Origin of the sequence: uncultured Microbacterium sp. (assembly GCF_947488465.1) — a bacterium.
GTDB lineage: Bacteria > Actinomycetota > Actinomycetes > Actinomycetales > Microbacteriaceae > Microbacterium.
In genome coordinates this window covers 64,528-88,558 of record NZ_CANKZA010000003.1, presented here as the reverse complement: position 1 = coordinate 88,558, position 24,031 = coordinate 64,528, and the positions used below count along the sequence as shown (strand labels likewise).

Here is a 24,031-nt window from a genome sequence, read left to right as displayed (position 1 = left end):
ATCATGCAGAGCTTCGGAACCCTTTCGTTCGGCCACTACGGACCTCTCGGCGGCGGGAGGCAGCTGACCGCGGCCGACTCGATGCTCCAGGCGATCGATCTCGCCCAGGGCATGGACGACCTCGGTGTCAACGGCATTTCGTTCCGCGTCCACCACTTCGCCCGCCAGCAGGCTGCGCCCATGCCGCTGCTCGCCGCGATCGCTGCGAAGACCGAGCGCATCGAGATGGGGACCGGCGTGATCGACATGCGCTACGAGAACCCTAATCACGCTATTGGGCAACTCGCGGCGTAGCGGTCACGTGTGCCGCCTGTAGCGGTCACGTATGCCCCATTGCCCCCGTGTCGGGCATCCCGCGCCGGGACCGTGTACCGTGTCGCTCGGTTGATCGTCATCGCCTCTCGCCCCCGGCGCGCCCTGCCAGGCACATAGCGCCGGGGGCATTCTCTTGCCGCTCTCGGTTCGTTTCTGAAAACGAAGGCTGACCGGGCATTCCTCGCGCTCGCCGCCTCTTCCGTCAGCGTGTACAGTCGGCGTCATCCGGCCCCGTCACGGCAGACGACGGGGCACCGCGAGAGACGACAGCCCATGAGCACAACCGCGCGACCCCGCCGCGTGAAGATCGCGCCCGAGACGGCCCGCTACCTCGGGATACCGCGCGCGCCCCACACCTCCCTTGATTCATCACAAGACGTATCAGAACTACAACGCGCACCCCTCGACGTGTGGCTCTCTGTGAGCGAGCTTCGCAAGTATCAGGACAGGAACGCGCCAAGTCGCGGCGTTCGCATGTGCGGCGTTCGCGGCAGGATGTGCCGTTCGGCGCGTTGCGCCCGTTGCTCGCACCGCCGAGCCGCTGACGTGCGCGCCCGCCTGGCCGAGGCGCTCCGCGCCGCCCCTGAGATCGGCCCGGCTCTCGTGTGGACAGCCACAGTCAGCCACACGCCCGACCGGGCGCTCGGCGACGTGTGGGCCGCGCTCGACGCCCTACTCGGTGCCGTGGCACACCGGCAATGGTTGACACGTAACGTAGGCGGCTACGCCCGCCTGATCGAGATCGAGCACACCGCCGAGGGCTGGCACGTTCACGCGCACACGTTGCTCGTTTTCGGAAACGACGTGCCCCGCTCCGAGGCGGCGCGGACCGGCGAGCGCATCGTCGCCCGCTACCTTGACGCCGCCGACCGCCTCGGGATCGCCGCCGACGCCTCAGGGCAGGACGTGCGCCCGTTCGGCCTCTCCGCCGCCGTGGGATACGTGACCAAGAGCCACATGACGACCGGCCCCACGAGCACGCCGGGCACACTCACCCCCGCCATGCTCCTACAGCGTGCGGCACGGGGCGACGCGACCGCCGACGCGATGCTCGCCGAGATCGACCGGGCGAGCCGGGGTCGAAAGCTATTCGCCCTCGGCGGGATGCTCAGGGGCGCACGTCACGAGCTACGGGCGACCCTCGAAACGTAGCGCATAACGTAGTACACACGTTCTACGTTACGTGCTACGATGACATGCCTATAGTTGGACATAAGTCCAGAACCCGCGTACCGTGTGCGTCATGAGCACGCCGCTGAGCACCCGCAACGCCTACGGGCGTAGCTGTAACGTGTGCTCGCATTCCGAGGCTGACACCCTCGACGCCCTGATCGCCGGGGGCGCATCCGTGGCCGACCTATCGCGGCGCTTCGACGTCTCTCGCGATTCCATCTACCGACACACGACCTGGCACCTACGCCCCGCGCTCGCCGAGGCCGTCAAGCGCTCACCCGAGGTCCGGCCCGCCGCTCTCGTGGAACGCATCGCCTCGATTGCCAACGACGCCCGAGACGCGCGTCTCTCGGCCTACGCCTCGGGTAACGCATGGCTGGGTGCGCGACTGGGAGAGGCCGAGATGCGCGCACTTGTCGCGCTCGCCGACCGGCTCGGGATCGAACATGACGACGCGGCCAGCGATGCCCGCGACGCGGCCAGCATCGCCCGCGTGCTCGGCGACGTCGCACGGACCTTGCCAGGGATCGCCGAGGCGCTCGCCGACGCATTCGACCGCGATGACCGGGGCGACCTCGCCGACGAGATCCGGGCACAGGGCGCGAAAGCTCGCGCCCTCACGATTCTGGAAACGACACCCACACGACTGGAGGCGCTCACATGAGTGACACGACTACCCCCGACGACCTCGACGCGATCCTCGCGGCCAACACAGCGACGGCGGCGAGCGCGCCGCGCATCCCCTCGCCCGGCGACACGTTGCACTGTCTCCGATCCGGCCTGACGGTCAACCTCGGCGGCGGCTCGATGATCACCGGGCGCGCCGTCGTGCTGGAGCGGGGGCAGACGTTCACGGTCACGTCGGAGATGATCGAAGCGGCCCGCGACCGTAACGGATCGCTCGCGACGTCATGGGTCGGCGTCGTCTACGACGAAGAGCGGCAGGTCAAGCGCTACGGGGCCGTCATGGTCCGCCCCGGCCCCGCACCCTCGGATCTCCGACCCTGGGAGTACGGCACGCCGGAATGGATGCGCGCCCGCGACACGGCCCGCCGCCGCGCCTACGCTCTGCCGTCCGAGGCCGAGCGCGCCGAGGCGCTCGCCGAGGTTGAGCGCATCTACGGCCCCGCTGGCTCGACCTCGAAGACGACCGCCGTCTATCGCCCCGGCGAGCACCCGACCGAGCGCGCCGCCGCCGCTCAGGCCGAGCGCCGTCGCCAAGGGATCGCAGACGGGACGCGCTGACCCATGAGCCGCACCGCCGAGCACAACGACCGACGCCTCGCCGCCGCGTGGCGCGAGTCCGTCGCGGGATACCTCGCCGCCGAGCTTCGCCAGCCGATCCGGCCCCGGCATCCGCACCGGCTGATCTCGGAAGAGATCGGCGACGTGCGCGGCGACGTGCTCGGCCTCGACGGTCTGACCTTCCGCACGAGCTACGGCAGAGCGGGGCGGCTCTCGGAGTCTCTCGACCATGCCGACATGCTCGCCGTAGACCGTGGCGACGGTTCGCGGGGCGTCGTCGTGCAACGCCGCGTAGGGCGGGAGACGTCGGGCGCGTATGTCGTGCTCTCCCTCGCATCGTTCGCGGCGCTGTGCGCCCGTCTGACGGCCAAGGGGACGCCATGACGCGCGCCCGGCAAGATGTGCCGCTCGGCCCACGCTTTGAGCTTCCCGCCGCCGCCCGAGCCGCCTGGGATGCGCTGAGCGACGCTCTCACGACCTCGACGCCCGCGTGTGACAGTGACGCCCGGTTTGTGGCTGACCTGCCGTCAGCCGCCGACGTCGCGCACATGCGCGGCGTGTGCGCGTCGTGCCCGATCCTGGCCGAGTGCGCGGCGTTCGCCGACGCCTCGCCCCGTTGGTCGATGTCGGGATTCTGGGCAGGGATGAAGCGGGGCACACCCGCCCGCGCGAGCGGGCCGAGGCAGAGAGCAAGGGGCGCGGCATGAGCACTTACACACCTGACGGGCCGTCACTTGTCGGCGTGCTCGGCACGCCCTCGACGCCAACGGCTGGACCGTCTCAGAGGGCGCACGAGATCGCCGCCGCACAGCCGCAAGCGCGCATCGTGTCGCCGACATTCTCAGGCGTCGCGCGCCGTGTTGACGTCGGAGTCGCGAGCTACGGCCTGCCGCGCGGGTATCGACCCGTGCACGCCGAGGATCACGCCCTCTGTTACGTGCTCGACCTCTGGGGCATCGTGCACGTCTTGTGCGAGTCCGGCGAGTTGGTCGGACTCTCGCCCGAGATCCTCGCCGCCGCCAAACGAAAGTACTTCCCGGATTCCTAGACCGCCGCGCGCGCCGCGTGGCCTGGGATCTCGGCGGCGCGCGCGGCCCCATCGTCGGCGGGCGCTTCCTGGGCGCGATCTTCGCCGCCGACACCGCGACCGCCCCCGGTCGATTGAGTGGCATCGACGCCGGGGGCGGTCGCTTTTCGGGGCGCAGGGCGAACGCGCCGGAATGTCGAGCCGGACGGCTCCGAAATGCCACTAGATGGCACACGATAATGTCAGTTATCATGTGTACATGACGACGCTCCAGACTCGCCCCGCTCACACGACCAACGCCGAGCGGCACGCCGCCCTCGCCGGGGCGTGGCTCATGTCGCTTGGCTCCGAGCACACGCGCCGGGCGTACCGGGGCGACATCCTCGGCCTGTTCGCATTCCTCGACGCGGGCGACCTCGACGCGCTCGACGCTGAGCGCCGCCACATCGACGCCTACCGGCTCACGCTGACGGGCGCACCCTCGACCGTGGCGCGCAAGCTCGCCGCCGCGTCGTCGTTCTACAGCTACGCCAGCGCCGAGGGCGCGATGCCCCGCGCCGAGTCGCACCCCGTGAGCCGCGTCGTTCGCCCCCGCGTCGATGCCGACCACAGCGACACACGCGGCCTGAGCGAGGCCGAGGCGCACGCCTACCTCGACGCCGCCCGCCAGGACGGGGCGCGCTCGTACGCGCTCGTGGCGCTCTTGCTCACGACGGGCGCGCGGATCTCCGAGGTACTCGGGGCGGACGTCTCCGATCTCCAGCACGACACGGGGCACCGCGTGCTCGTCGTCACGCGCAAGGGCGGCAAGCGCGCCAAGCTCCCCTTGCCGCCTCGGGCCGTCGATGCGCTGGGCGAGTACCTCGGCGCATCCGCCGCCCACGGGGCCGAGATCGTCGCCGCCGACACGGCGAGCGATGACGCTCCCCTCTTCACGACCGCGACCGGCAAGCGCTGGGCGGCATCCGAGGCGTTCCGGACCGTTCAGCGCATCGCCCGCCGCGCCGGGATCGACGGGGCGGTGTCGCCCCACAGCCTGCGCCACACGCACGCGACTATCGCGCTCGCGCACGGCGTGGCGCTGGCCGACCTACAGGACTCGATGGGGCACGCTGACCCCCGCACGACACGGCGCTACGACCGCGCGCGCGGGCGTCTGGAGCGCTCCAGCGCCTACGCCGTCGCCTCGGTGCTCGGCTAGCTCGACGCCGCCGCGAGCGCCGTCCTATCGGCGCTGACGGGCCGCGCGTGCCCGCTTCGTCGTCTCCCACAGGCCGCGACGATGCGCGCCGGGGTCGGAGTCGTAGAGCGCGTGCACCTCGTCGTGACACGACGGGCAGAGGGGCACAAGATCCATGAGCCGCTCAGCGCCTAGATTCTTGTAGGTGCGGTGATGCAAGTGCATCCCTGGCCGTCGCGGCGCATCGCAGACGTAGCAAGCCGTGGGCATTTTCGATGCCCAGTAGCGCTCTCGTGTCCGCCGCCACGCGGGCGACGCGATGTAGGCGCGATACTCGGCCCGTGAGACAGTCCGACGCCCAGGAATGCCCATAGCGGGGACTCTATCGGCGAGCGTTCGCCGTTTCTGGAAAGTCGCGTCGGATAGTCGGGAATCAGGGCCGCATCCTCGGCGTAGCGTTGCGGCCATGGATGCCGACGACGCCGACGCGCGCGACCTGCCCCTCGCACCCCTGTGCGATGCGTGCGGCTCTCTTCATCGGATGAGTCCGGCGGGTACGGCCCCGCGCCCGTATTGGCTCTGCCCGGAGTGCGGCGCTGTACGGGTCGCCTAGACCTCTCGGACAACGACCCATCTCCCTGTGCGCGCCGGTCCGACCGGATGCGGGTGGCGGTCGTTACGCTGGCCTCATGGGAGATGTAACGCCACTGGATGCCGCGCGCCCGAGGGCGCTGGAGTTCTTCGCTGGGATCGGTCTGGCCCGCATGGGCATGGAGGCGGCAGGCTTCCGTGTGGCGTGGGCGAACGACTACGAGCCGGACAAGAAAGCGATGTACGACGCCCAGTTCGGCGAGACTGACGGCCACGCTTTTGCGCTGGGCGACATCGGGCGCGTGCTCGTGTCCGACCTCCCGCGCGATGTCTCACTCGCCTGGGCGTCTTCTCCGTGCACCGACCTCTCGCTCGCGGGTGGCCGAGCTGGCCTCGCGGGCGCTCAGTCGGGCACCTTCTGGCACTTCATCCGGCTCCTGCGCGAGCTTGGCGACGACCGGCCCGAGGTTGCCGTACTGGAGAACGTGACCGGACTGGCAACCTCACACGGGGGCGACGACCTCGCCGCCGCTATCCGCGCGTTCAACGATCTCGGCTACTCGGTCGATGTGCTCGCACTCGACGCGCGCCGCTTCGTCCCCCAGTCGCGCCCCCGACTGTTCCTCGTCGGCGCTCAGAACCCGCCTGAGGACATCGCCGAGCCCAACTCTGAGCTTCGCCCTGACTGGCTCCAGTGGGTCTACGGCGACGAGACGCTCAGGACGCACCGCGCGGCGCTCCCCGCGCCCCCTGCGCCCATGCACACGGGCCTCGGGTCGATGATCGAAGAGATGCCGCTGGACGATGAGCGCTGGTGGGATCGAGAGCGCACCGAGGCGTTCGTCTCTTCGCTATCGCCCATGCAACGCGAGCGCGTGGCCACGATGCGCCGCGAGTCGGGCGTCAAGTACCGCACGGCGTACCGCCGCACCCGTGGCGGCGTCGCCGTGTGGGAGGTTCGACCCGACGACATCTCGGGATGCCTGCGCACCGCGCGCGGTGGATCATCGAAACAGGCCGTCGTGCGCATGGGTAGCAAGCGGCTCCAGGTGCGCTGGATGACGCCCCGTGAGTACGCCCGACTCATGGGAGCGGGCGACTACGACCTCAGCACGGCGCGAAACAATCAGGCATTGTTCGGCTTTGGTGACGCCGTGGCCGTGCCCGCCGTCGCGTGGCTCGGCGAGCACTACCTCATGCCGCTCGTGAAGGGCCCGTTCCACGCGAGCGCCGTCGAATCTCGGCATGCTGTCTGATGGGGAGCACTAGCCGTCCCCGCACGACCGAGGTGGGGAAGAAGCCAAAGAAGAAAGACCTTCCTGCCGAGATCGTGAGAGAGTTTCGCTCACTCTTTGACGATGCCAAGAAGGCCACCGACAAGCAGGGGCGGCGCGTCACCGGGGCGAAATGGGGCGTCTACGCTTTCTACGACTACGACGGCGAGCCGATCTACGTTGGTCAGACAAAGGAAAGCCTCGCGACGCGGCTGAATCGGCACCTCACCAACCAGCGAACTGACGCGGTGGCTATGCGTATTCTCGACGTGTTCGAGGTCGCAGAGTTGGAGGTCTGGCCCCTCTGGGACCTGCAAGATACGCCGAGCAAGAGAGATGACAAAGCCGCTTTCGACGCCGCGCAAACCAATCTCGACAAGCACGAGTACTCGGCCTACCTCCAGGCGATCGAGAACAGCAAGTTCGGCGCGATCTTGAACGAGAAGATCCCTCCAGTGTCGAAGCCAATCGACTTGCCCGAGTCCTATCGGTTCACGCTCATCTCCGACAAGACGCGTGCTGATCGCGGCCATCCAGACGTCAGGATTGCCCGCCGAGCAGAGACGATCTCACGGCTTGCCGCCGTGGCATATGAGCGTGGCGAAGTTTCCGCCGGGCTTCGCCGAGTGCTTGTCATCCAAGCAGTTCGCCTCGCCTATAAGGCCGCCGAGCGGTTCAAGCATGCCGAGGGTGAGGCCGCGCCGGACCCTAGCGCGATCTCAGTCGAAGGGCTGATCGGTTCCGTTCTGTATCCGACCGAGGATGAGGGCAGTGGAGACTGACGACCGACGCTAGACGTCCGTACGTCCGCGAGCTCGGATGCGGCGCTTCTTCTCGACGGATCGGGCGTTATGCGCCACGCGGCACTTGTCGCAACGACACCCAGTGTCGTAGGCGACGCTCGACCCGTGCGAGCCAATGACTCGCCCAGCCTCGCGCTGACGCTTGATGTAGGCGCTGTGATTCGCCGCGTGCGCGGCACGGCAAGGCGCGCAACGGCATCCGAGGTTGCCGTAACCGTTTGCCGTTCCATGACGGGGATCGTCAGCGCTGATCGGCTCCCCGTTTCGTCTCATGCATCCAGCGTAAGGCGCCTTGGTCGGGCACTGCGAGCGCCCCTGTAGACGCACGACGGCCCCGGGTCATCCAGGGCCGCTCTAAGGCGCTCAGCGGGCCGTCAGGCCACGTCTGCCGCCTCGGCATCGTTCAGCGACGTCACGACCTTGTGAACGATCCTCACCCGGCGCTCGGGCGCGAGCTTCACGCCCTGGCCGGGGAGCACGCGCACGGCGAGCAGGACGCGCACAAGCTCGCGGCGCTGTCCGAGCGGGAGCGACTCGAAACGCTCGCGTAGGGCGCGCTTAGCCTCGGCGGCATCCGCGATGTTCACGCGCTCGCCGCCCCACAGCTCGGCGCGCAGATCAACGACCATGGCGGCGTGCGCGCTCGCGCTCACGGCCTCGACTCGTGCGGCCTGTAGCTCGGCGACGCGGGCGTGAATCTCGACAATGCGCGCCGTCGCGATGCCGCCCGCCACGCCCCCAAGCAACGCGAGCGCGGCGGCGTTCGCCTCGGCCTCGCGCAACTCGGCTAGCTCGGCCTCGACGGGCCGCAGATCGACGGCCCCACTCGGGATGAGATCGGCGGGACCGAAGAGGAACGCCGCCGCTACGGCATCCGCGATGAGCGGATTGAGCACGTCGTCGCGCACGCTCACATGCCGGGGCACGTCCATACGCTCGCGCCATTGGTTGCGCGACACGTCACAGCGCAAGCCGGGGAGCTTGACCGGCTCGGCCTCGGCGATGATCACGCCGCGCTCATCCCGAGGCTTGCCCTTGATCGTCGTTGCCCGCAGGGGCAGACCGCACACGCACAGCGCGATGCCCGACCCGACGCTGTGCGGCTTGCGCCCCTTGGCCGTGTGGCGCGTCGGATCGGCGAGTTTGTCTAGGACCGCTTGCCACGCCTCGCGGCCCACGATTGGCTCCCACGCGGCCTTGATCGGCTGGCCGTCATCGCCGGTCACGATCTCCCCGCCCCGCTTCACGAGTCCCGCGATACGGGGATTGGTGAGGATGCTCCGAACGCTCGCGTTCGTCCAATCCCCCGAGAATGCGACGTCACCCGCGACCGGCTTACGCCGCGCATAACCCGCCGCCGTCGTCGTGAGGCCGCGCCGCTTCCACTCGGCGATGATGCCGTAGAGCGACCCCTCGGGCGTCGGGAACCATTCGACCGCCCAGCGGATCGCCTCGGCCTCGCGTTCGTTGTGGATCGTCGCGCGTCGGGACACCTTGCCGTGTCGGTTGACCTCTTCGACCCAATCGAAGCCGAACGGGCGACGACCCCACAGGGGCATGCCCTGGAGCGTCTCGGCATCGTATCGGCGGCGTTGCTTGGCCGAGCGCGTGCGGATCTCGCGACGTCCGCCCGTGAACAGGGACATAGCCCGCTCTTCGCCGCCCGGTGTGCGGGGATCGAGCACGCCGTCGTCATCGAGCAAGAGCACGACGTCGCCCGCCGCGCATGCGTCCACGATGTCGAGCCCATCGGGATAGTTGCGCGCGAGACGGTCACCGGCAACGGCGATGATGGCGTCAAACTCGCCCCGCTCGGCGGCGTAGAGCAGGGCGTCGAAGCCGGGACGCTTGGCGCGCGTACCTTCGCGGATGCTCTTGCCCGTCGCCGGAATGCCGGGATCGGTGAACACATGCGCCTCGGCGATCGTGTAGTCATCCCCGGCGAGCGCTCGGCACGCGGCGACTTGGTGCTCGACCTTGGGCACGTTCTCATCCTCGACCGAAATACGGGCGTAGATCGCGGCTTTCCGGGCGTTCGTCTTCATTGCCCTAATGTAACACCGGCAACCCGCTCTACCTCGCCGAAGAAGCCGCGGCGGTCGATTTGATCTCGGGCGGCCGGCTCGCGCTCGGCGTGAGCCGCGGGTCACCCGAGACCGTCATCCGCGGCTACGAGACATTCGGCTACTCCGGAGAAGACCCGCGCGGCGCCGACCTGGCACGCGACCACTTCGATCTGTTCCTGCGGGCCATCGAGGGCGAAGGCCTCGCCGAGCGCGATGCACAGAGCCCCTTCGGCGGCAGCACCGGGATGCACCGGATCGAACCGCACTCCGAGGGTCTGCGCTCGCGCATCTGGTGGGGTGCCGGCACGCGCGACACCGCCGAGTGGGCTGGGCGGAAGGGCGTCAACCTCATGTCCTCGACCCTGTTGACCGAGGCCGATGGCCGGCCGTTCGACATCCTCCAGGCCGAGCAGATCGAACAGTTCCACGCGGCCTGGCGGGCAGCCGGGCATCCGGGAACCGCCCGCACCTCCGTCAGCCGCTCGATCTTCCCGATCACGACCGCCGAAGACGAGCTGTACTTCGGCCACTCGAACGAGGGCGACGGCATCGGCTACATCGACGGGTTCCGCTCGACGTTCGGCAAGACATACGCCGCGGCGCCGGACGTCCTGATCGAGCAGTTGCAGCAGGATGCCGCGATCGCCGCCGCCGACACCCTCATGCTGACGATCCCGAGCCAACTGGGTGTCGAGTTCAACCTGCGGATCATCGAGGCGTTTGCGACCCACGTCGCACCGGCGCTCGGCTGGAAGTCCACGCTGAGCTGACGCGGGCGAACATCCTCACGCGAGCGGAGACGACGCGGCGTACATCAGCCGAAAGCCCTCACACACGACCGGCATATCCGGCTCGAATCCGCGGGCGTTCTCCGAGTGCGCCCGCCAGTAGCGTTCGTGGGACTCGAGCAGGATGCTGTAGCTGTCGACCGCGGGGACGGGCTCCCCGGTCGCCTCGTAATCCCACAGGGAGGACGCAGTGGCCGTCTTCACCCCGTCGAGCACCAGCGCCAGCAGCTCATCGGCGTGCGCGGGCGTCGCGCCGAAAGCCCAGGCATCCGGAACTGTGCTCGGCAACCCTTCGACGGCGCCACGGCACTGCTCCCAGAACCTGCTGATGGTCGGGTGAGTATCCACCGCTCGATGGTAGGCGAGATCAGAATCGGATGGATGCCGCAGAATCGGCCGGGAAAGTCCCTTCTGACCCGAATCCGGTGCATCTGTCCGAATCCGATGCCGCCGGTGTGAAAAAACATTCGGGAAACGGTCGCGCGTGGGCGCAAAGCCGTGAATAATATGAGGTATGACCACAGGGCGCCCCGCGGGGTACAGTGCAATCTCGAGCTACTCGCGCGTCGAAATCCTCCACCTCATCCAGGAGCAACCGCGGCGCACGGTCGCTGAGATCGTGGAGTCCACGCGCCTGCACGCGAACACAGTACGCGAGCACCTGCAGCGCCTGATCGAAGACGGCTATGTGATCTCCGCCGCCGAGGACCGCAAGACCCGCGGGCGTCCGCGCGTGCTCTACAGCGCGGCCGACGGCGCGGCATCGTCCAGCGCCGTCCAGCAGCGCAAGGTGCGTGCGGCCGCAGAGCGCGGCGATCTGATGCGCCGGGTCATCCCCGGGCTCGCGCCCGAACTCGACACCGCTGCCCTCCACCAGGTCGATGCCCTCGTCGACGATCTGATCGATGCCGGCTTCGATCCGCTCGTGGATGAGAGCGAACTGACCATCGACCTGACTCCGTGCGCACAGGCGACGGCGCAGGCAGAGCATCGCGACGTGTTGTGCAGCGTGCACCTCAGTCTCATGCAGGGCGTGCTGAACGAAGCGGGGGGGCCGCTCTCCGTCGACGGAATGCGCTCGTCGTGCGATCCTCGCGGGTGCGTCGTGCAGCTTCTCCACGCCGGTGGCCGCAATTGACGGCGATTATTCACGGCGCGGTCCTCTTCAAACCTGAGTGCCCGCTGAGTACCTTCAGTTACAGGGAAGACCCGGACTTGGGGAGGACGTGGGATGGATTTTCTTGATCCGCTGCTGCTCGCGCGGTGGCAGTTCGGTTTGACGACGCTGTACCACTTCTTGTTCGTGCCGCTGACTCTCGGCATGGCACTGACGGTCGCGATCTTCCAGAGCGCCTGGTACCGAACCGGAAACCTGAAGTGGCTGCACCTCACCCGGTTCTTCGGGAAGATCTTCCTCATCAACTTCGCCATGGGCGTCGTGACGGGAATCGTGCAGGAGTTCCAGTTCGGCATGAACTGGTCGTCCTACTCCCGCTTCGTCGGTGACGTCTTCGGCGCGCCGCTCGCATTCGAAGGCCTGATGGCCTTCTTCTTCGAAGCGACCTTCATCGGCCTCTGGATCTTCGGCTGGGACAAGCTCCCGAAGGGTCTGCATCTCGCCAGCATCTGGATCGCGACGATCGGTGCGTGGTTCTCCGCCTACTTCATCCTCGCCGCCAACGCCTTCATGCAGAACCCGGTCGGCTACCAGATGGCGCAAGACGGCGGCCGCGCCGAGATGAACGACTTCTTCGCGGTCCTCACGAATCCCGTGGCACTGGCAGCCCTCCCCCACACCCTGTTCTCGGCGTTCATGATGACGATGGGCGTGATCATCTCGATCTCGGCCTGGCATCTGATCCGGGGGCAGAACATCGACATGATGCGCACGTCCCTTCGCTATGGCCTCTGGGGCATGATCATCGCTTTCGCGGGGGTCGCCCTGTCCGGCGACCAGCTGAGTCTCGTCATGGTGCAGACCCAGCCGATGAAGATGGCGGCTGCGGAGGCAATGTTCGACTCCGCCTGCAGCGCGGATGCGTCGTTCTCGATCTTCACGCTCGGCACCCCCGACGGAACGAGTGAGCTCTTCTCGATCCGCGTCCCCTATCTTCTGGCGTTCCTGTCGACGCAGTCGCTCGACGGCTGCGTCGAGGGGATCAACGACCTCAACCTGCTGTATACGAACGAGCTGTTCCCCCAGTTCGCCGATCAGGTCGACGGCAACTTCGCACCGATCCTCTGGGTCACGTACTGGTCGTTCCGTTGGATGATCGGCCTCGGTGGCATCGCAGCCCTGACGGCGGTCGTGGGTCTCTGGCTCACCCGCAAGAAGGCGAAGCGTGATGTTCCGGCCTGGGCATGGAAGCTCGCGATCTGGGCTTGGCCGGCCTCGCTGGTCGCCATCCTCGTCGGCTGGGTCTTCACCGAGATGGGCCGGCAGCCCTGGATCGTGTTCGGGCTCATGCTCACCGAGGACGGTGTCTCACCGAGTGTGCCCGGATGGACCGTTCTCATCTCACTCGTGTCGTTCACCGTGATCTATGCGGTGCTCGCGGTCGTCGAAGTCGGTCTCATCATGAAGACCTCTCACAAGGGACCCGATCCGCTGCCCGAACCGGGGAGCCCCGAGGCCGAAGAGCCCTCGGTCGAGAACACGCCGACGACGGTCTACTAGGAGCGCATGATGGATCTCGCATATGTCTGGTTCTTCATCGTCGGAGTGCTCTTCGTCGGGTACTTCGTCCTCGACGGCTTCGACTTCGGTGTCGGCATGTCTCTCCCGTTCCTCGGCAAGGACGACGTCTCGCGTCGCCAGATCATCAACACGATCGGGCCGGTCTGGGATCTCAACGAAACGTGGGTCATCGTCGCCGGTGCCTGCCTCTTCGCTGCATTCCCCGAGTGGTATGCGACGCTGTTCAGCGGCTTCTACCTCGCGCTGCTGCTCATCCTGCTCGCCCTGATCCTGCGTGGTGTGTCTTTCGAATACCGGCACCAGCGCGACAGTCTGCGCTGGAAGGCGGGCTTCGACCGCATGATCGTGATCGGCTCCGCCGTCCCCGCGTTCCTCTGGGGTGTTGCCGTCGCCAACATCGTGCAGGGTGTCCCGCTCGATGTCGATCATGAGTTCACCGGGTCTCTCTTGACGCTCCTGAACCCGTATGGGCTGCTCGGCGGCCTCACGACGCTCTTGTTGTTCTTCACGCACGGCGTGTACTTCGTCGCGCTCAAGACCGACGGCCAGGTACGGCTGGATGCCCGGAAGCTCGCGCTGCGATCCGGACTTCTCACGGTCGTCGTCGCCGCGATCTTCCTCGCGTGGACCGTCGCGGCCGCCTTCGGCAACGCCGCTCCGCTCGTCGGGCTCGTCGTGCTGTGCGCGGCCGTGGCCGCCGCGCTCCTGATCGCGTCGGTGCTGGCCAATACGCGCGACCGAGAGGGCTGGGCTTTCGGCTTCGGCGCCGGAACCGTGGCCTTTGCCGTTCTGACACTGTGGTTCGCGCTCTTCCCGAACGTCATGCCTTCCTCGACGGACCCGGCATTCCATCTGACGATCGAGAACGCATCGAGTACCGACTACACGCTGACGATCATGACCTGGGCCGCCGTGATCTTCCTCCCCCTCGTGCTGCTCTACCAGGGGTGGACGTACTGGATCTTCCGCAAGCGCGTGAGCCGCACGACGATCGAGAAGGCCGCCGCCGCCGGGCACTGACCCGCTGTCACGGCCACGTAGGGCAGGATCGAAGGATGCCGGAACCCGAGAAGCAGCCCGCCCCGACGCGAGGGCGCCCGGTCGATCCCCGACTCCTGCGCTACGCGGCGGCATCCCGTCTCTTCTTCGTCGCGATCGGCGCGATCGGTTTCGCCCAGACGCTCGTGATCGTCGCGTTCGCGTGGCTACTGACCCAGGTCATCGTCGGGGCCATCGCGGGCGACGACGTCGGCGCTCTCCTCGGATGGCTCGCCGGCGTCGCCGCTCTCCGCGCCCTCCTCCTCTGGGCGCGCGAAGTCGTCTCCGCGCGTGCCGCCGCGCGCGTCGAGCTGCAGTTGCGCGGGCATCTGCTCGCCGCCGTCTCTCGGCTCGGCGCAGGCTGGCTCGGCACCGCCAATACCGCGCGCCTCGCCGTGACCGCCGGCCGCGGCCTCGACGCGCTCGACGCCTACTTCGGTCGCTATCTTCCCCAGCTCGTCCAAACGGTCATCGCGACACCGATCCTCATCGCCGTGATGTGGTGGCAGGACTGGATCTCCGGGCTCATCGTGGTGCTCACCCTCCCCCTGATCCCGCTGTTCATGGTGCTGATCGGCCTGGCGACCCGCGCCGTACAGCAGAAGCAGTGGGCCACGCTGCAGACGCTCGCCGCACGCTTCGCCGACACGGTCCAGGGACTGTCGACCCTCACGGTGTTCGGCCGGCAACACCGGGCCGCCACCTCGATCGAACGCGTCACGGGCACCTACCGCACCGAGACGATGCGTGTGTTGCGTGTGTCGTTCTTGTCCGGATTCGCCCTCGAATTCATGGCCTCGGTCGCGGTCGCGATCGTGGCGGTGACGATCGGATTCCGCCTGATCGACGGGTCACTGGCGCTCAGCGTCGGGCTCTTCGTGTTGTTGCTGGCTCCCGAGGCCTACCTTCCGATCCGTCAAGTCGGGGTGCAGTTCCACGCGGCGGCCGAAGGCGTCGCCGCCACCGAGGATGTGTTCGCGGTTCTCGACGCGGCACGCACGGCGACGCCGGCATCCATGACGACCGAACCGGCGACCACACCCGCACACGGGCCACTGCTGCTCGACGGGGTGCGCGTCCGCCGCGGCGACCGCGTGTTGCCCCGGGTGTCGTTGCGCGCGACTCCCGGCACCGTGACCCTGATCGACGGCCCGAGCGGTGCGGGCAAATCCAGCCTGCTGGCGGCGCTCCGCGGTGCAGCGGAGTTCGACGGTGCCATCACGCTCGGCGGTGCGGATGCTGCCACCCACACGCCATCGGCGTGGTTCGCGTGGGCGGGGCAGAATCCGGGGCTCACCGCCGGAACCATCGCCGAGAACATCACTCTGGGCGACCCGGCGCCGGACGCCGATCTCGTCGCGCGGAGCCTCCACCAGGCATGCGCGAGCGCACTGGATCCCGCCCGAACACTCGGCGTGCAGGGCTCGGGGCTCTCCGGCGGGCAGGCGCAGCGTGTGTCGGTGGCCCGCGCGTTCTACCGCCGCGCACGCGGGTGGGGCACCGTGGTCGCGCTCGACGAACCGAGCGCCGCCCTCGACGAACGGACCGAAGCTGCGCTGTGGGCCTCGATCCGCGACGTCGCCGATCGAGGTGCGATCGTCCTCGTGGTCTCGCACCGGACGTCCGCCCGATCCATCGCAGACCAGGTCATCACCCTTGCCGCTGCGACGGTGCCCGCATGACCGCCGCCGAGGTCCTCCGCGGGGCGATGCCACCCGCGCGCCGTTTCTGGCCGGGGGCGATGGCAGGATTCCTGTCGGAAGCGTCGGCCGTGGCACTCCTCGCGGTGAGCGCGTGGCTGATCGTCCGCGCGTCCGAGCAGCCGGCGGTTCTGTACATCTCGATGGCCGTCGTCGGGGTGCGGGCCTTCGCCCTCAGTCGCGCGGTCTTCCGTTATGTCGAACGCCTGGCGGGCCACGATGCGGCACTCCGCCAACTGGCCTCCACCCGCACCGATTTGGTGCGCAGGCTCATCCCACTCGCCCCGGATGGACTCACCCGCACGAGCCGCGGCTCGATTCTCGGGTCGCTCGTCGACGACGTCGACGAGCTGCAGAACCTGCCCCTCCGGGTGGTTCAGCCCCTCCTCGGCTCCGCCGCCGTCGCGGTCGGTGCCGTGATCCTCGTGGCGATCATTCACCCGCCGGCCGGGCTCACGCTCCTGGCCTGCCTGATCGCCGCGGGGCTCATCGCCGCGGGGTGGGGCTGGATCGCGGGCGCGCGGGCCGAACGCTCCATCGCCCCGTTGCGGGGACGCCTCGCCGACGCCGTGCTCGATCACCTGGGCAGTTTCGATGTCCTCGTCGCCTGCGGTGCCGAGGAGTCCAGCCGCGACCGCATCGCCGCGGCCGACGCCGACGTGCGGCGAGCCGTCGTCCGTCGCGCGGGTGCGCAGGCCGGAGCGACCGCGTTGGTGTCGCTCCTGGCCGCAATCGCGTCCGTTCGCGCGGTGCTCGTCGCGGCCCCGGAGCTCGCCTCCGGTGGCCTCACCGGACCCGCCTTCGCCGTTGCGGTCCTGATCCCGATGGCCGTGTTCGAGGTCTTCACCTCCGTTCCGCTCGCGGCATCCTCGTGGCGCGGGGTGCGCGCTGCGGCCACGCGCATCGCCGCCGCTACCCCCGACGTCGTCCCCGCCGGCCTCGTGCGCGACCAGGGAACACCCACCGGCACCGGCCCCCTCCTCGGCGAGGGGCTCCGCCTGCGCGGCGTTTCCGCTACGTGGCCGGGTGCGGCATCCCCCGCACTCCACGACATCGATCTCGACGTCGCACCCGGAGAACGGCTGCTCGTCATCGGTTCCAGCGGCGCGGGAAAGAGCACCCTCGCGCACGTGCTCGTGCGCTTCCTCGATGCCACCGGCGCCTACACGATCGGCGGCGTCGACGTGCACGCGTGCGCCGCCGACGATGTCCGCCGCACGGTGGGCCTCTGCGAGCAGCGCCCGATGCTGTTCGACGAGGACATCCGCCAGAATCTCCTCTTCGCGCGCGACGACGCGACCGACGACGACCTCGAGCACGTGCTCGAGCGCGTCGGCCTCGGGCCCTGGCTGCGCGACCGCGGTGGTCTCGACGCTCGCGTCGGTGAACGCGGCGCACTGGTGTCGGGCGGTCAAGCACAGCGCATCGCGCTCGCCCGCGCACTCCTCCACGGATTCCCCGTGCTCGTCCTCGACGAGCCGACCGCGGGGGTCGATCCCGCGGCATCCGATGCTCTGCTGAGCGACCTCCTTTCGGCCGTGGGTCCCGATCAGGCCGTCGTCCTGATTTCGCACGTGACGGTACCGGAACAGCTGATCGATCGGGTCGTCCGCCTCGAGGCGGGGCAGCTGGTCTCCTGACCTACAGTTCGCGCCCGAACGCCTGCACTCCCGGGTGGGAGACGAGCGGGGTGAATCCGAGACGCGTGTAGAACGCGATCGCGCCCGTATTCTCGATGCCCGTCGCCAGATGCAGCCCGCGCACGCCCTCCGCGCGCAGAACCTCGGCGAGCGTGTCGATCAACCGCCTCCCCCACCCCTGGCCCTGCAACTCGGGAAGCAGGTCGATGTGAAGGTGCGCGGGATACGTGTCACCGTACGGCTCCGCTCCGGCACGCCGGCTGTAGGCGTACACCAGGGTGCCGTCTTGGCGGGTGGTCTCGACGTCGGGCCGTGGCCACCGCTCAGCCCACCGGGGCCACCATTCGGCTGCGAACCAGTCTTCGAAAGCTCGAGTGTCGGGAGCGCCGACGACATAGCCGGCGACCCGCCCATCGTCCGTTTCGACGACGAACGCGAAATCGGGATGCCGCGCCACATACGGGAGAACGAAGACCTCCGCCCAGAGATCATCGTCGGCGAAGATGCCCGTCGCGTCGGCGCCGGCATCCGCCGTCTTCAGGCAGATGCCGGCGAGCGCGGGCTCGTCGCCGGGGCGGAAGGGACGGATGTGTGCCATCCGGCGAGTCTACGATCCGGCCTCACCCGCCTCGGCCTCATCCGCCTCGGCTGTCGCCGTGATCCGCTCGGCCATGCCTCGGAAGATGAATCCGTGGAACGGGAGCACGGCCAGCCAATACAACCGGCCCGCGAGCCCGACGCCACCGACGAGGCGATCCATCCACCCGCGGACGGCCCAGAGCAGTGGTGCGGAATACCACCCGTTCTCGCCGCCGATCCCGGCGATCACCGCCCACAACCGCTCAGGCGACGCGGTCGTGTGCATGGACTGATGATCGGTGTAGACCGTACGACCGGCCCACTCCGGGTCGCTCGGCAGCGGATCGGACGGGAGGCCGGTGACCTCGGCATCCTGCCAACTCGTCTCGACCGTGTCGGCCTCGACGCGGCCGAGCGCGAGCGCCACGGCGCGGCGGTACGGGGTCAACCCGTCTTCGGGCGGAAGAATCAGGTCATCGATGTCGTGATCGTCCATGACGCAGTCGTGCACGAGCGAGGCGATGAGGGGTCGCGCGATCGAGCGCGGCACGGGCGTGACGAGGTTCACCCAGTGCGACGCGAGTCCCGGAGTGAGCACCGGCAACGGAGCGATCGCCCGCTGTGGGAGGCCTGCCTCAACGGCGTACCCGTTCATCATCTGGCCGTAGCGCAACACGTCGGGACCGCCGATACGGCTGGATGCCCGGAAGCTCGCGCTGCGATCCGGACTTCTCACGGTCGTCGTCGCCGCGATCTTCCTCGCGTGGACCGTCGCGGCCGCCTTCGGCAACGCCGCTCCGCTCGTCGGGCTCGTCGTGCTGTGCGCCGCCGTCGCCGCCGCGCTGCTGATCGCGTCGGTGCTGGCCAATACGCGAGACCGCGAGGGCTGGGCTTTCGGCTTCGGCGCCGGAACTGTCGCCTTTGCCGTTCTGACGCTCTGGTTCGCGCTCTTCCCGAACGTCATGCCCTCCTCGACCGATCCGGCGTTCACCCTGACGATCGAGAATGCGTCGAGCACGGACTACACGCTGACGATCATGACCTGGGCTGCCGTGATCTTCCTGCCGCTCGTGCTGCTCTACCAGGGGTGGACCTACTGGATCTTCCGTAAGCGCGTGAGCCGCACGACGATCGAGAAGGCCGCCGCGCTCGTGCACTGACCTCGCGCGGTCAGCCGCCGATGGCGTTCATGCCGCGCGTCGGCTGCAGGAACGACGGATCATCGATCGCGTGTCCGGGGAGCTTTCCTGCGATGCACGCGCGGAGCACGGCATCCACCGACGTGTCCGTCGCGGTGCGGTCTGCACCGCGCAGCGCCGGCACGAGGTCGTACTCTCCGGGGGAGAACAGGCAGTTGCGCAACTGCCCGTCGGCCGTCAGGCGCAGTCGGTCGCAGTCGCCACAGAACGGCGCCGTCACCGACGCGATCACCCCGACGGTCGCCGGTCCTCCGTCCAGGGCCCACTTCTCGGCGGGCGCGCCGCCCCGCCCGGGCACCGGCGTCAAGCGCCATCTCGTCGACAGTGCGTCCAGGATCTCCGACCGGGTCACCATCGACGCGCGGTCCCACGTGTGCCCGGCGTCGAGGGGCATCTGCTCGATGAACCGCAGTTGCGCGTCGTGCGCGAGCGCGAAGTCGACAAGGTCGATGAGCGCGTCGTCGTTGACACCGCGCATCGCGACCGCGTTGAGTTTGAGCGGCCGGAGGTCGGACGCGGCGGCTGCCGCGATGCCGGCCAGCACCTCATCCAGACGGTCGCGCCGAGTGAGTTCGCGGAACCTGACAGGGTCGAGCGTGTCGATCGAGATGTTGAGGCGCCCGAGTCCGGCCGCGCGCAACGGTTCCAAGAGCTCGGCGAGGCGGATGCCGTTTGTCGTCATCGCCAGGTCGATCGCCGCGCCGCCGGGCGTCCGGATCGCGGACAGACGCCGCACGACCTCGACGATATCCGGGCGCAGCAAGGGCTCGCCGCCGGTCAACCGGAAGGTCGTGATGCCGGAGGCTGCCGCCACGCGCGCGACGCGTTCGATCTCGTCGACGGTGAGGATGCTGGTACGTGCCAGCCACTCGTTGCCCTGCTCGGGCATGCAGTAGGTGCAGCGCAGCGAGCAACGGTCCGTCAGCGAGATGCGCAAATCCCGGTGCACGCGCCCGAACCGATCGACCAGGGGATCGCCGGGGCCACCGGTGGCCACGGACCGCGCTCGTTCATCACCACGGCGGGGCCGGGTGCGGATGACGGGGACGGCGACCATTGTCCGAGACTACCTTTCGGGGTCGGCATCGCCCAGGTGGTTTGCCGTGGGTATTCCCGGCGCGACGGGGAGTCGGCCCCACCGGTGTGATCTGAGAGGGTCGAGGGATGCCGGCTACCGATCCCTCACCCGCGCGCACACGCGCGCGGCCGGTCGATCCCCGGCTGCTGCGGTACGCGACGGCATCGCGCGGATTTTTCGTCGCGATTGCGGCGATCAGCCTGGCTCAGACGCTCGTCATCGTCCTCTTCGCCGCGCTGCTCACCCGGGCGATCACGGGAGCGATCGACGCTCAAGATCTTCGGGCGCCAGTTCCGCGCCGTGTCGTCGATCGCGGCCGTGACCGCCGCGTACCGCCGCGAGACCATGCGGGTGCTGCGGGTCTCCTTCCTCTCCGGCTTCGCGTTGGAGCTGCTCGCGTCGATCTCGGTCGCGATCGTCGCCGTCTCGGTCGGCTTCCGCCTGATCGACGGCTCACTGGCCCTCGCGGTGGGACTGTTCGTGCTGCTGCTGGCGCCCGAGGCATACCTGCCGCTGCGGCAGGTCGGTGTACAGTTTCACGCGGCAGCCGAAGGTGTCGCCGCCACGGACGATGTCTTCGGCGTCCTCGACGCCGCCGCAGACCGGCGCGCCGCGCCCGTCTCGCCGCGAGTGCACTCTACGTCCCCCGGCGGCCGAGCGCTCGCGCTGGTCGTCCGTGACCTGCGGGTGAAGCGGGGGCAGCAGCTACTGGCCCCGGTGGGTTTCACCGCCGACGCCGGTACGGTCACGCTCCTGGAGGGATCGAGCGGGAGCGGCAAGACGAGCATCCTTGCCGTGCTGCGCGGTGCAGCCGACGCCGAGGGAGCCGTCGAGTTCGACGGTCATGACGTGCGGACCCTCGCGCCCTCGAGATGGTTGGCGTGGGCCGGCCAGCAGCCCGGGCTCGTCAGCGGAACGATCGCGCAGAACATCCGGCTCGGCGAGCCGCCGGCATCCGCTGCAGATGCCGATCCGGACACCGAGTCCACCTCCGAGCGCGTGCGCCGGGCGCTCGCGCTCGCGCAGGCGCCGGACCTCGACGCCGACCAGGAGCTCGGCGTCCAGGGGGCTGGCCTGTCCGGCGGACAAGCGCAGCGCGTCGCCGTCGCCCGCGCGATCTACCGCCATCTGAGCGGTCTTGCCCCGGTCATCGCGCTCGACGAGCCCAGCGCCGCTCTGGATGCCGACACCGAAGCCGGGCTCTGGCGCGCGTTGCGCTCCCTCGCAGACGCCGGTGCGATCGTGCTGCTCGTCTCGCACCGGTCGACGGCGCGCGCCATCGCCGACACCGTCGTCACGCTGCACGGCATGGAGGTGGTCGTGTGAGCGCGCGCGAGAAGCCGACATCCACCACCGCGAGGGCGATCCTCCGCCGCGCGATGCCACCGTTGCGGCGCTTTTTGCCGGGGGCGGCGAGCGGTTTTCTCTCCGAAGCGTCTGCCGTGGCGCTGCTGGCCTGCAGCGCGTGGCTCATCGTCTTCGCGAGCGAGCAGCCGCCGGTGCTCCACCTCGGCGCCGCGGTCGTCGGGGTGCGCGCGTTCGCGCTGAGCCGAGCCGCCTTCCGCTACACCGAGCGGCTGGCCAGTCACGATGCCGCACTGCACCAGCTCGCGGCAACGCGCACCGACCTCGTCCGCCGGCTCATCCCGCTCGCGCCCGACGGACTGACCCGTACGCGGCGCGGCTCGGTGCTCGGGGCGCTCGTCGACGACGTCGACGAACTGCAGAACCTCCCCCTTCGGGTGGTGCTGCCGCTCGTGTCCTCGACAGCGGTCGCCATCGGCGCGGTCGTCCTGGTCGCGTTCGTCTGGTGGCCGGCGGCATTGACCCTGCTCGGATGCCTCGTTGTCGCTGCACTGGTCGCGACGGGCTGGGGATGGGCGTCTGGATCGCGCGCCGAACGGTCGATCGCGCCCCTGCGCGCGCGCCTGGCCGACGCGGTGCTCGATCATCTGGGGAGCCTCGACGTGCTCGTCGCCTACGGCGCCGAGCACGCGTCGCGCGAGCGCATCCATGCCGCCGACGCACATCTGCGCCGCGCGGTCACCCGTCGCGCCGGCGCGCAGGCGGCAACGACGGCGATTGTGTCGGTGCTGGCCGGAGCCGCATCGGTGCTCGCGGTGATGGTGGCGGCGCCCGCGGTGGGCGCAGCCACCATCACCGGACCCGCGCTCGCCGTCGCGGTGCTCGTGCCGATGGCCGTCTTCGAGGTGTTCACGGCTGTTCCTCTGGCAGCCTCGTCGTGGCGGCAGGTGCGCGCCGCGGCAACGAGGATCGCCGCATCCGTCCCCGACTCCGTGCCTGTCGAGCTGCCCGCCGAGGCATCCGCGCCCGCCGCCGAGCCGGCGCCCCTCGGCGACGGGTTGCGCCTGCGCGGCGTGTCCGCCCGGTGGCCGGGTGCCGCCGCGGCGGCACTGCACGGGGTGGACCTCGACGTGCGGCCCGGTGAGCGCGTGCTCGTCGTGGGGTCCAGCGGCGCGGGCAAGACGACGCTCGCCCACGTGCTCGTCCGGTTCCTCGAGCCGGCAGCCGGCACCTACACGCTGGGCGGAACGGACGTGACGACGACGGCGGCCGATGCCGTCCGCCGCACCGTGGGCCTCTGCGAGCAGCAGCCGATGCTCTTCGACGAAGACATCCGCCAGAATCTCCTGTTCGCCCGGGACACGGCGACCGACACCGAACTCGAAGCTGTCCTGGACCGTGTCGGCCTCGGCGCGTGGCTACGCGAACGCGGGGGGCTGGGCGCGCGCGTCGGCGAGCGCGGTGCCCTCGTGTCCGGCGGTCAGGCGCAGCGCATCGCGCTGGCCCGCGGCATCCTGCGCGCCTTCCCCGTCCTGGTCCTCGACGAGCCGACCGCGGGCGTCGATCCGGCGGCATCCGACGCGCTGCTGAGCGATCTGCTCGGCGCCGTCGGCGAAGATCAGGCCGTCGTGCTGATTTCCCATGTGCAGGTCCCGGCGGGGCTCGTCGACCGCACAGTGCGCCTGGATGCCGGGCGCGTCTGCGACTGACCCGCGCGCCGCCCGAACGTCACGCGTACCGGCCGAATGCCTGCACACCCGGATGGGAGTCCAGGCGCGTGAAGCCCAACCGCGTGTAGAACGCGGCCGCACCGGTGTTGCGGGCATCGGTTGCCAGGTGCATCCCCGAGACGCCGCGCTCGCCCAGCGCATCGCCGAGCGTCTGGATCAGCCGTCTCCCCCACCCCTGTCCCTGCACCTCCGGCAGCAGGTCGATGTGCAGGTGCGCGGGATATGCCTCGCCGTACGGCTCCGCACCCGCGCGGCGGCCATACGCGTAGATCAGCGATCCGTCCTGCCGCGTGCGCTCCACGTCGGGCTGCGGCCAGCGCTGCGCGAACCGCGGCCACCAGTGCCCGGCGAACCAGTCCTCGAACGCCGGCGTGTCGTCGGTGCCGACGACGTACCCGGCCACGCGTCCGTCGTCGGTCTCGACGACGAATGCCAGATCGGGATGCCTCTCTACGTAGGGCAGCACGAACACTTCCGCCCACAGATCGTCGTCGGCGAACAGTCCGCTGGCGTCGGCGCCGGCGTCGGCCGTTCGCAGGCAGATCTCGGCGAGAGCGGGCTCGTCGCCGGCGCGGAAGGGGCGGATGCGGGCCATCCCAGGA

22 protein-coding genes and 3 pseudogenes are annotated in these 24,031 nt (G+C 69.3%); 19 read left to right on the top strand and 6 right to left on the bottom strand.

The features are described from left to right. Window positions 1-3: 3 nt before the first annotated feature. From Q0653_RS08050 to Q0653_RS08005, 10 genes and pseudogenes are all read left to right on the top strand, one after another. A pseudogene (locus Q0653_RS08050) lies at window positions 4-264 on the top strand (LLM class flavin-dependent oxidoreductase); the annotation flags it as partial. A 324-nt stretch (window positions 265-588) separates the two neighbouring features. Beyond that, the gene (locus Q0653_RS08045) at window positions 589-1,467 is read left to right on the top strand and encodes a protein rep (protein WP_366521973.1); all 879 of its coding nucleotides are present in this window, start codon (window positions 589-591) and stop codon (window positions 1,465-1,467) included. A 91-nt stretch (window positions 1,468-1,558) separates the two neighbouring features. Further along, on the top strand, window positions 1,559-2,152 hold the full coding sequence (locus tag Q0653_RS08040; protein WP_298944050.1) for a hypothetical protein: 594 nt from the start codon (window positions 1,559-1,561) through the stop codon (window positions 2,150-2,152). After that, a complete protein-coding gene (locus Q0653_RS08035; RefSeq protein ID WP_298944048.1) occupies window positions 2,149-2,733 on the top strand; it encodes a hypothetical protein in 585 nt (194 codons plus the stop codon). The genes Q0653_RS08040 and Q0653_RS08035 overlap by 4 nt, the downstream gene beginning before the upstream one ends. 3 nt (window positions 2,734-2,736) lie before the next feature. Continuing rightward, a complete protein-coding gene (locus tag Q0653_RS08030; RefSeq protein ID WP_298944047.1) occupies window positions 2,737-3,117 on the top strand; it encodes a hypothetical protein in 381 nt (126 codons plus the stop codon). Then, window positions 3,114-3,440: a WhiB family transcriptional regulator gene (locus Q0653_RS08025; RefSeq protein WP_298944045.1), complete on the top strand. Its 327-nt coding sequence runs from the start codon at window positions 3,114-3,116 to the stop codon at window positions 3,438-3,440. The genes Q0653_RS08030 and Q0653_RS08025 overlap by 4 nt, the downstream gene beginning before the upstream one ends. Then, on the top strand, window positions 3,437-3,781 hold the full coding sequence (locus tag Q0653_RS08020; RefSeq protein ID WP_298944043.1) for a hypothetical protein: 345 nt from the start codon (window positions 3,437-3,439) through the stop codon (window positions 3,779-3,781). Before Q0653_RS08025 ends, Q0653_RS08020 begins: the two co-directional genes overlap by 4 nt. A 238-nt stretch (window positions 3,782-4,019) precedes the next feature. Next, window positions 4,020-4,961 (top strand): tyrosine-type recombinase/integrase, encoded by a 942-nt coding sequence (locus Q0653_RS08015; RefSeq protein WP_298944041.1) that lies wholly within the window; start codon window positions 4,020-4,022, stop codon window positions 4,959-4,961. Between the two features lie 668 nt (window positions 4,962-5,629). Next, window positions 5,630-6,787: a DNA cytosine methyltransferase gene (locus Q0653_RS08010; RefSeq protein ID WP_298944039.1), complete on the top strand. Its 1,158-nt coding sequence runs from the start codon at window positions 5,630-5,632 to the stop codon at window positions 6,785-6,787. A 32-nt stretch (window positions 6,788-6,819) separates the two neighbouring features. Beyond that, a complete protein-coding gene (locus tag Q0653_RS08005) occupies window positions 6,820-7,587 on the top strand; it encodes a GIY-YIG nuclease family protein (RefSeq protein ID WP_298944037.1) in 768 nt (255 codons plus the stop codon). A gap of 395 nt (window positions 7,588-7,982) precedes the next feature. Here the strand turns inward: Q0653_RS08005 and Q0653_RS08000 are convergent, their stop codons facing one another. Beyond that, window positions 7,983-9,653, bottom strand: coding sequence for a recombinase family protein (locus Q0653_RS08000; RefSeq protein WP_298944034.1), 1,671 nt, complete (start codon window positions 9,651-9,653; stop codon window positions 7,983-7,985). Between the two features lie 20 nt (window positions 9,654-9,673). On the opposite strand from Q0653_RS08000, the pseudogene Q0653_RS07995 reads away from it, so the two are divergent. Continuing rightward, window positions 9,674-10,444 (top strand): annotated as a pseudogene (locus tag Q0653_RS07995) (LLM class flavin-dependent oxidoreductase); the annotation flags it as partial. Between the two features lie 15 nt (window positions 10,445-10,459). Here the strand turns inward: Q0653_RS07995 and Q0653_RS07990 are convergent. Continuing rightward, window positions 10,460-10,810: an ASCH domain-containing protein gene (locus tag Q0653_RS07990; RefSeq protein ID WP_298944033.1), complete on the bottom strand. Its 351-nt coding sequence runs from the start codon at window positions 10,808-10,810 to the stop codon at window positions 10,460-10,462. Between the two features lie 166 nt (window positions 10,811-10,976). Between Q0653_RS07990 and Q0653_RS07985 the strand changes: the two genes are divergently transcribed. From Q0653_RS07985 to cydC (Q0653_RS07965), 5 genes are all read left to right on the top strand, one after another. After that, window positions 10,977-11,600 carry an ArsR family transcriptional regulator gene (locus tag Q0653_RS07985; RefSeq protein ID WP_298744787.1) on the top strand — a complete coding sequence of 208 codons (624 nt, stop codon included), beginning with the start codon at window positions 10,977-10,979 and terminating at the stop codon, window positions 11,598-11,600. 93 nt (window positions 11,601-11,693) lie between these two features. Continuing rightward, entirely contained in the window at window positions 11,694-13,139 is a 1,446-nt protein-coding gene (locus Q0653_RS07980) for a cytochrome ubiquinol oxidase subunit I (RefSeq protein WP_298944031.1), read from the top strand. Window positions 13,140-13,148: 9 nt separating this feature from the next. Then, entirely contained in the window at window positions 13,149-14,180 is a 1,032-nt protein-coding gene (gene cydB, locus Q0653_RS07975; RefSeq protein ID WP_298944382.1) for a cytochrome d ubiquinol oxidase subunit II, read from the top strand. Between the two features lie 35 nt (window positions 14,181-14,215). Further along, window positions 14,216-15,880 carry a thiol reductant ABC exporter subunit CydD gene (cydD, locus tag Q0653_RS07970; RefSeq protein ID WP_298944029.1) on the top strand — a complete coding sequence of 555 codons (1,665 nt, stop codon included), beginning with the start codon at window positions 14,216-14,218 and terminating at the stop codon, window positions 15,878-15,880. After that, on the top strand, window positions 15,877-17,538 hold the full coding sequence (cydC, locus tag Q0653_RS07965; RefSeq protein ID WP_298944027.1) for a thiol reductant ABC exporter subunit CydC: 1,662 nt from the start codon (window positions 15,877-15,879) through the stop codon (window positions 17,536-17,538). Before cydD ends, cydC (Q0653_RS07965) begins: the two co-directional genes overlap by 4 nt. A 1-nt stretch (window position 17,539) precedes the next feature. Here cydC (Q0653_RS07965) and Q0653_RS07960 read toward each other — a convergent pair whose 3' ends face one another. Both Q0653_RS07960 and Q0653_RS07955 read right to left on the bottom strand, forming a co-directional pair. Then, entirely contained in the window at window positions 17,540-18,136 is a 597-nt protein-coding gene (locus tag Q0653_RS07960; protein ID WP_298745514.1) for a GNAT family N-acetyltransferase, read from the bottom strand. A 9-nt stretch (window positions 18,137-18,145) separates the two neighbouring features. Further along, window positions 18,146-18,808 (bottom strand): annotated as a pseudogene (locus tag Q0653_RS07955) (DUF2867 domain-containing protein); the annotation flags it as partial. On the opposite strand from Q0653_RS07955, the gene Q0653_RS07950 reads away from it, so the two are divergent. Continuing rightward, on the top strand, window positions 18,807-19,277 hold the full coding sequence (locus tag Q0653_RS07950) for a cytochrome d ubiquinol oxidase subunit II (RefSeq protein ID WP_366521980.1): 471 nt from the start codon (window positions 18,807-18,809) through the stop codon (window positions 19,275-19,277). The pseudogene Q0653_RS07955 and the gene Q0653_RS07950 overlap by 2 nt on opposite strands. Window positions 19,278-19,287: 10 nt before the next feature. Here the strand turns inward: Q0653_RS07950 and moaA are convergent, their stop codons facing one another. Beyond that, the gene (moaA, locus tag Q0653_RS07945) at window positions 19,288-20,373 is read right to left on the bottom strand and encodes a GTP 3',8-cyclase MoaA (RefSeq protein ID WP_298944025.1); all 1,086 of its coding nucleotides are present in this window, start codon (window positions 20,371-20,373) and stop codon (window positions 19,288-19,290) included. Window positions 20,374-20,712: 339 nt separating this feature from the next. On the opposite strand from moaA, the gene Q0653_RS07940 reads away from it, so the two are divergent. Both Q0653_RS07940 and cydC (Q0653_RS07935) read left to right on the top strand, forming a co-directional pair. Next, window positions 20,713-21,720 (top strand): ATP-binding cassette domain-containing protein, encoded by a 1,008-nt coding sequence (locus Q0653_RS07940; protein WP_298944023.1) that lies wholly within the window; start codon window positions 20,713-20,715, stop codon window positions 21,718-21,720. Beyond that, a complete protein-coding gene (gene cydC / locus Q0653_RS07935) occupies window positions 21,717-23,408 on the top strand; it encodes a thiol reductant ABC exporter subunit CydC (RefSeq protein WP_298744800.1) in 1,692 nt (563 codons plus the stop codon). The genes Q0653_RS07940 and cydC (Q0653_RS07935) overlap by 4 nt, the downstream gene beginning before the upstream one ends. Window positions 23,409-23,427: 19 nt before the next feature. On the opposite strand, the gene Q0653_RS07930 is transcribed toward cydC (Q0653_RS07935), so the two are convergent. Beyond that, window positions 23,428-24,024, bottom strand: a complete 597-nt coding sequence (locus tag Q0653_RS07930) for a GNAT family N-acetyltransferase (protein ID WP_298944021.1) — start codon at window positions 24,022-24,024, stop codon at window positions 23,428-23,430. Window positions 24,025-24,031 lie beyond the last annotated feature (7 nt).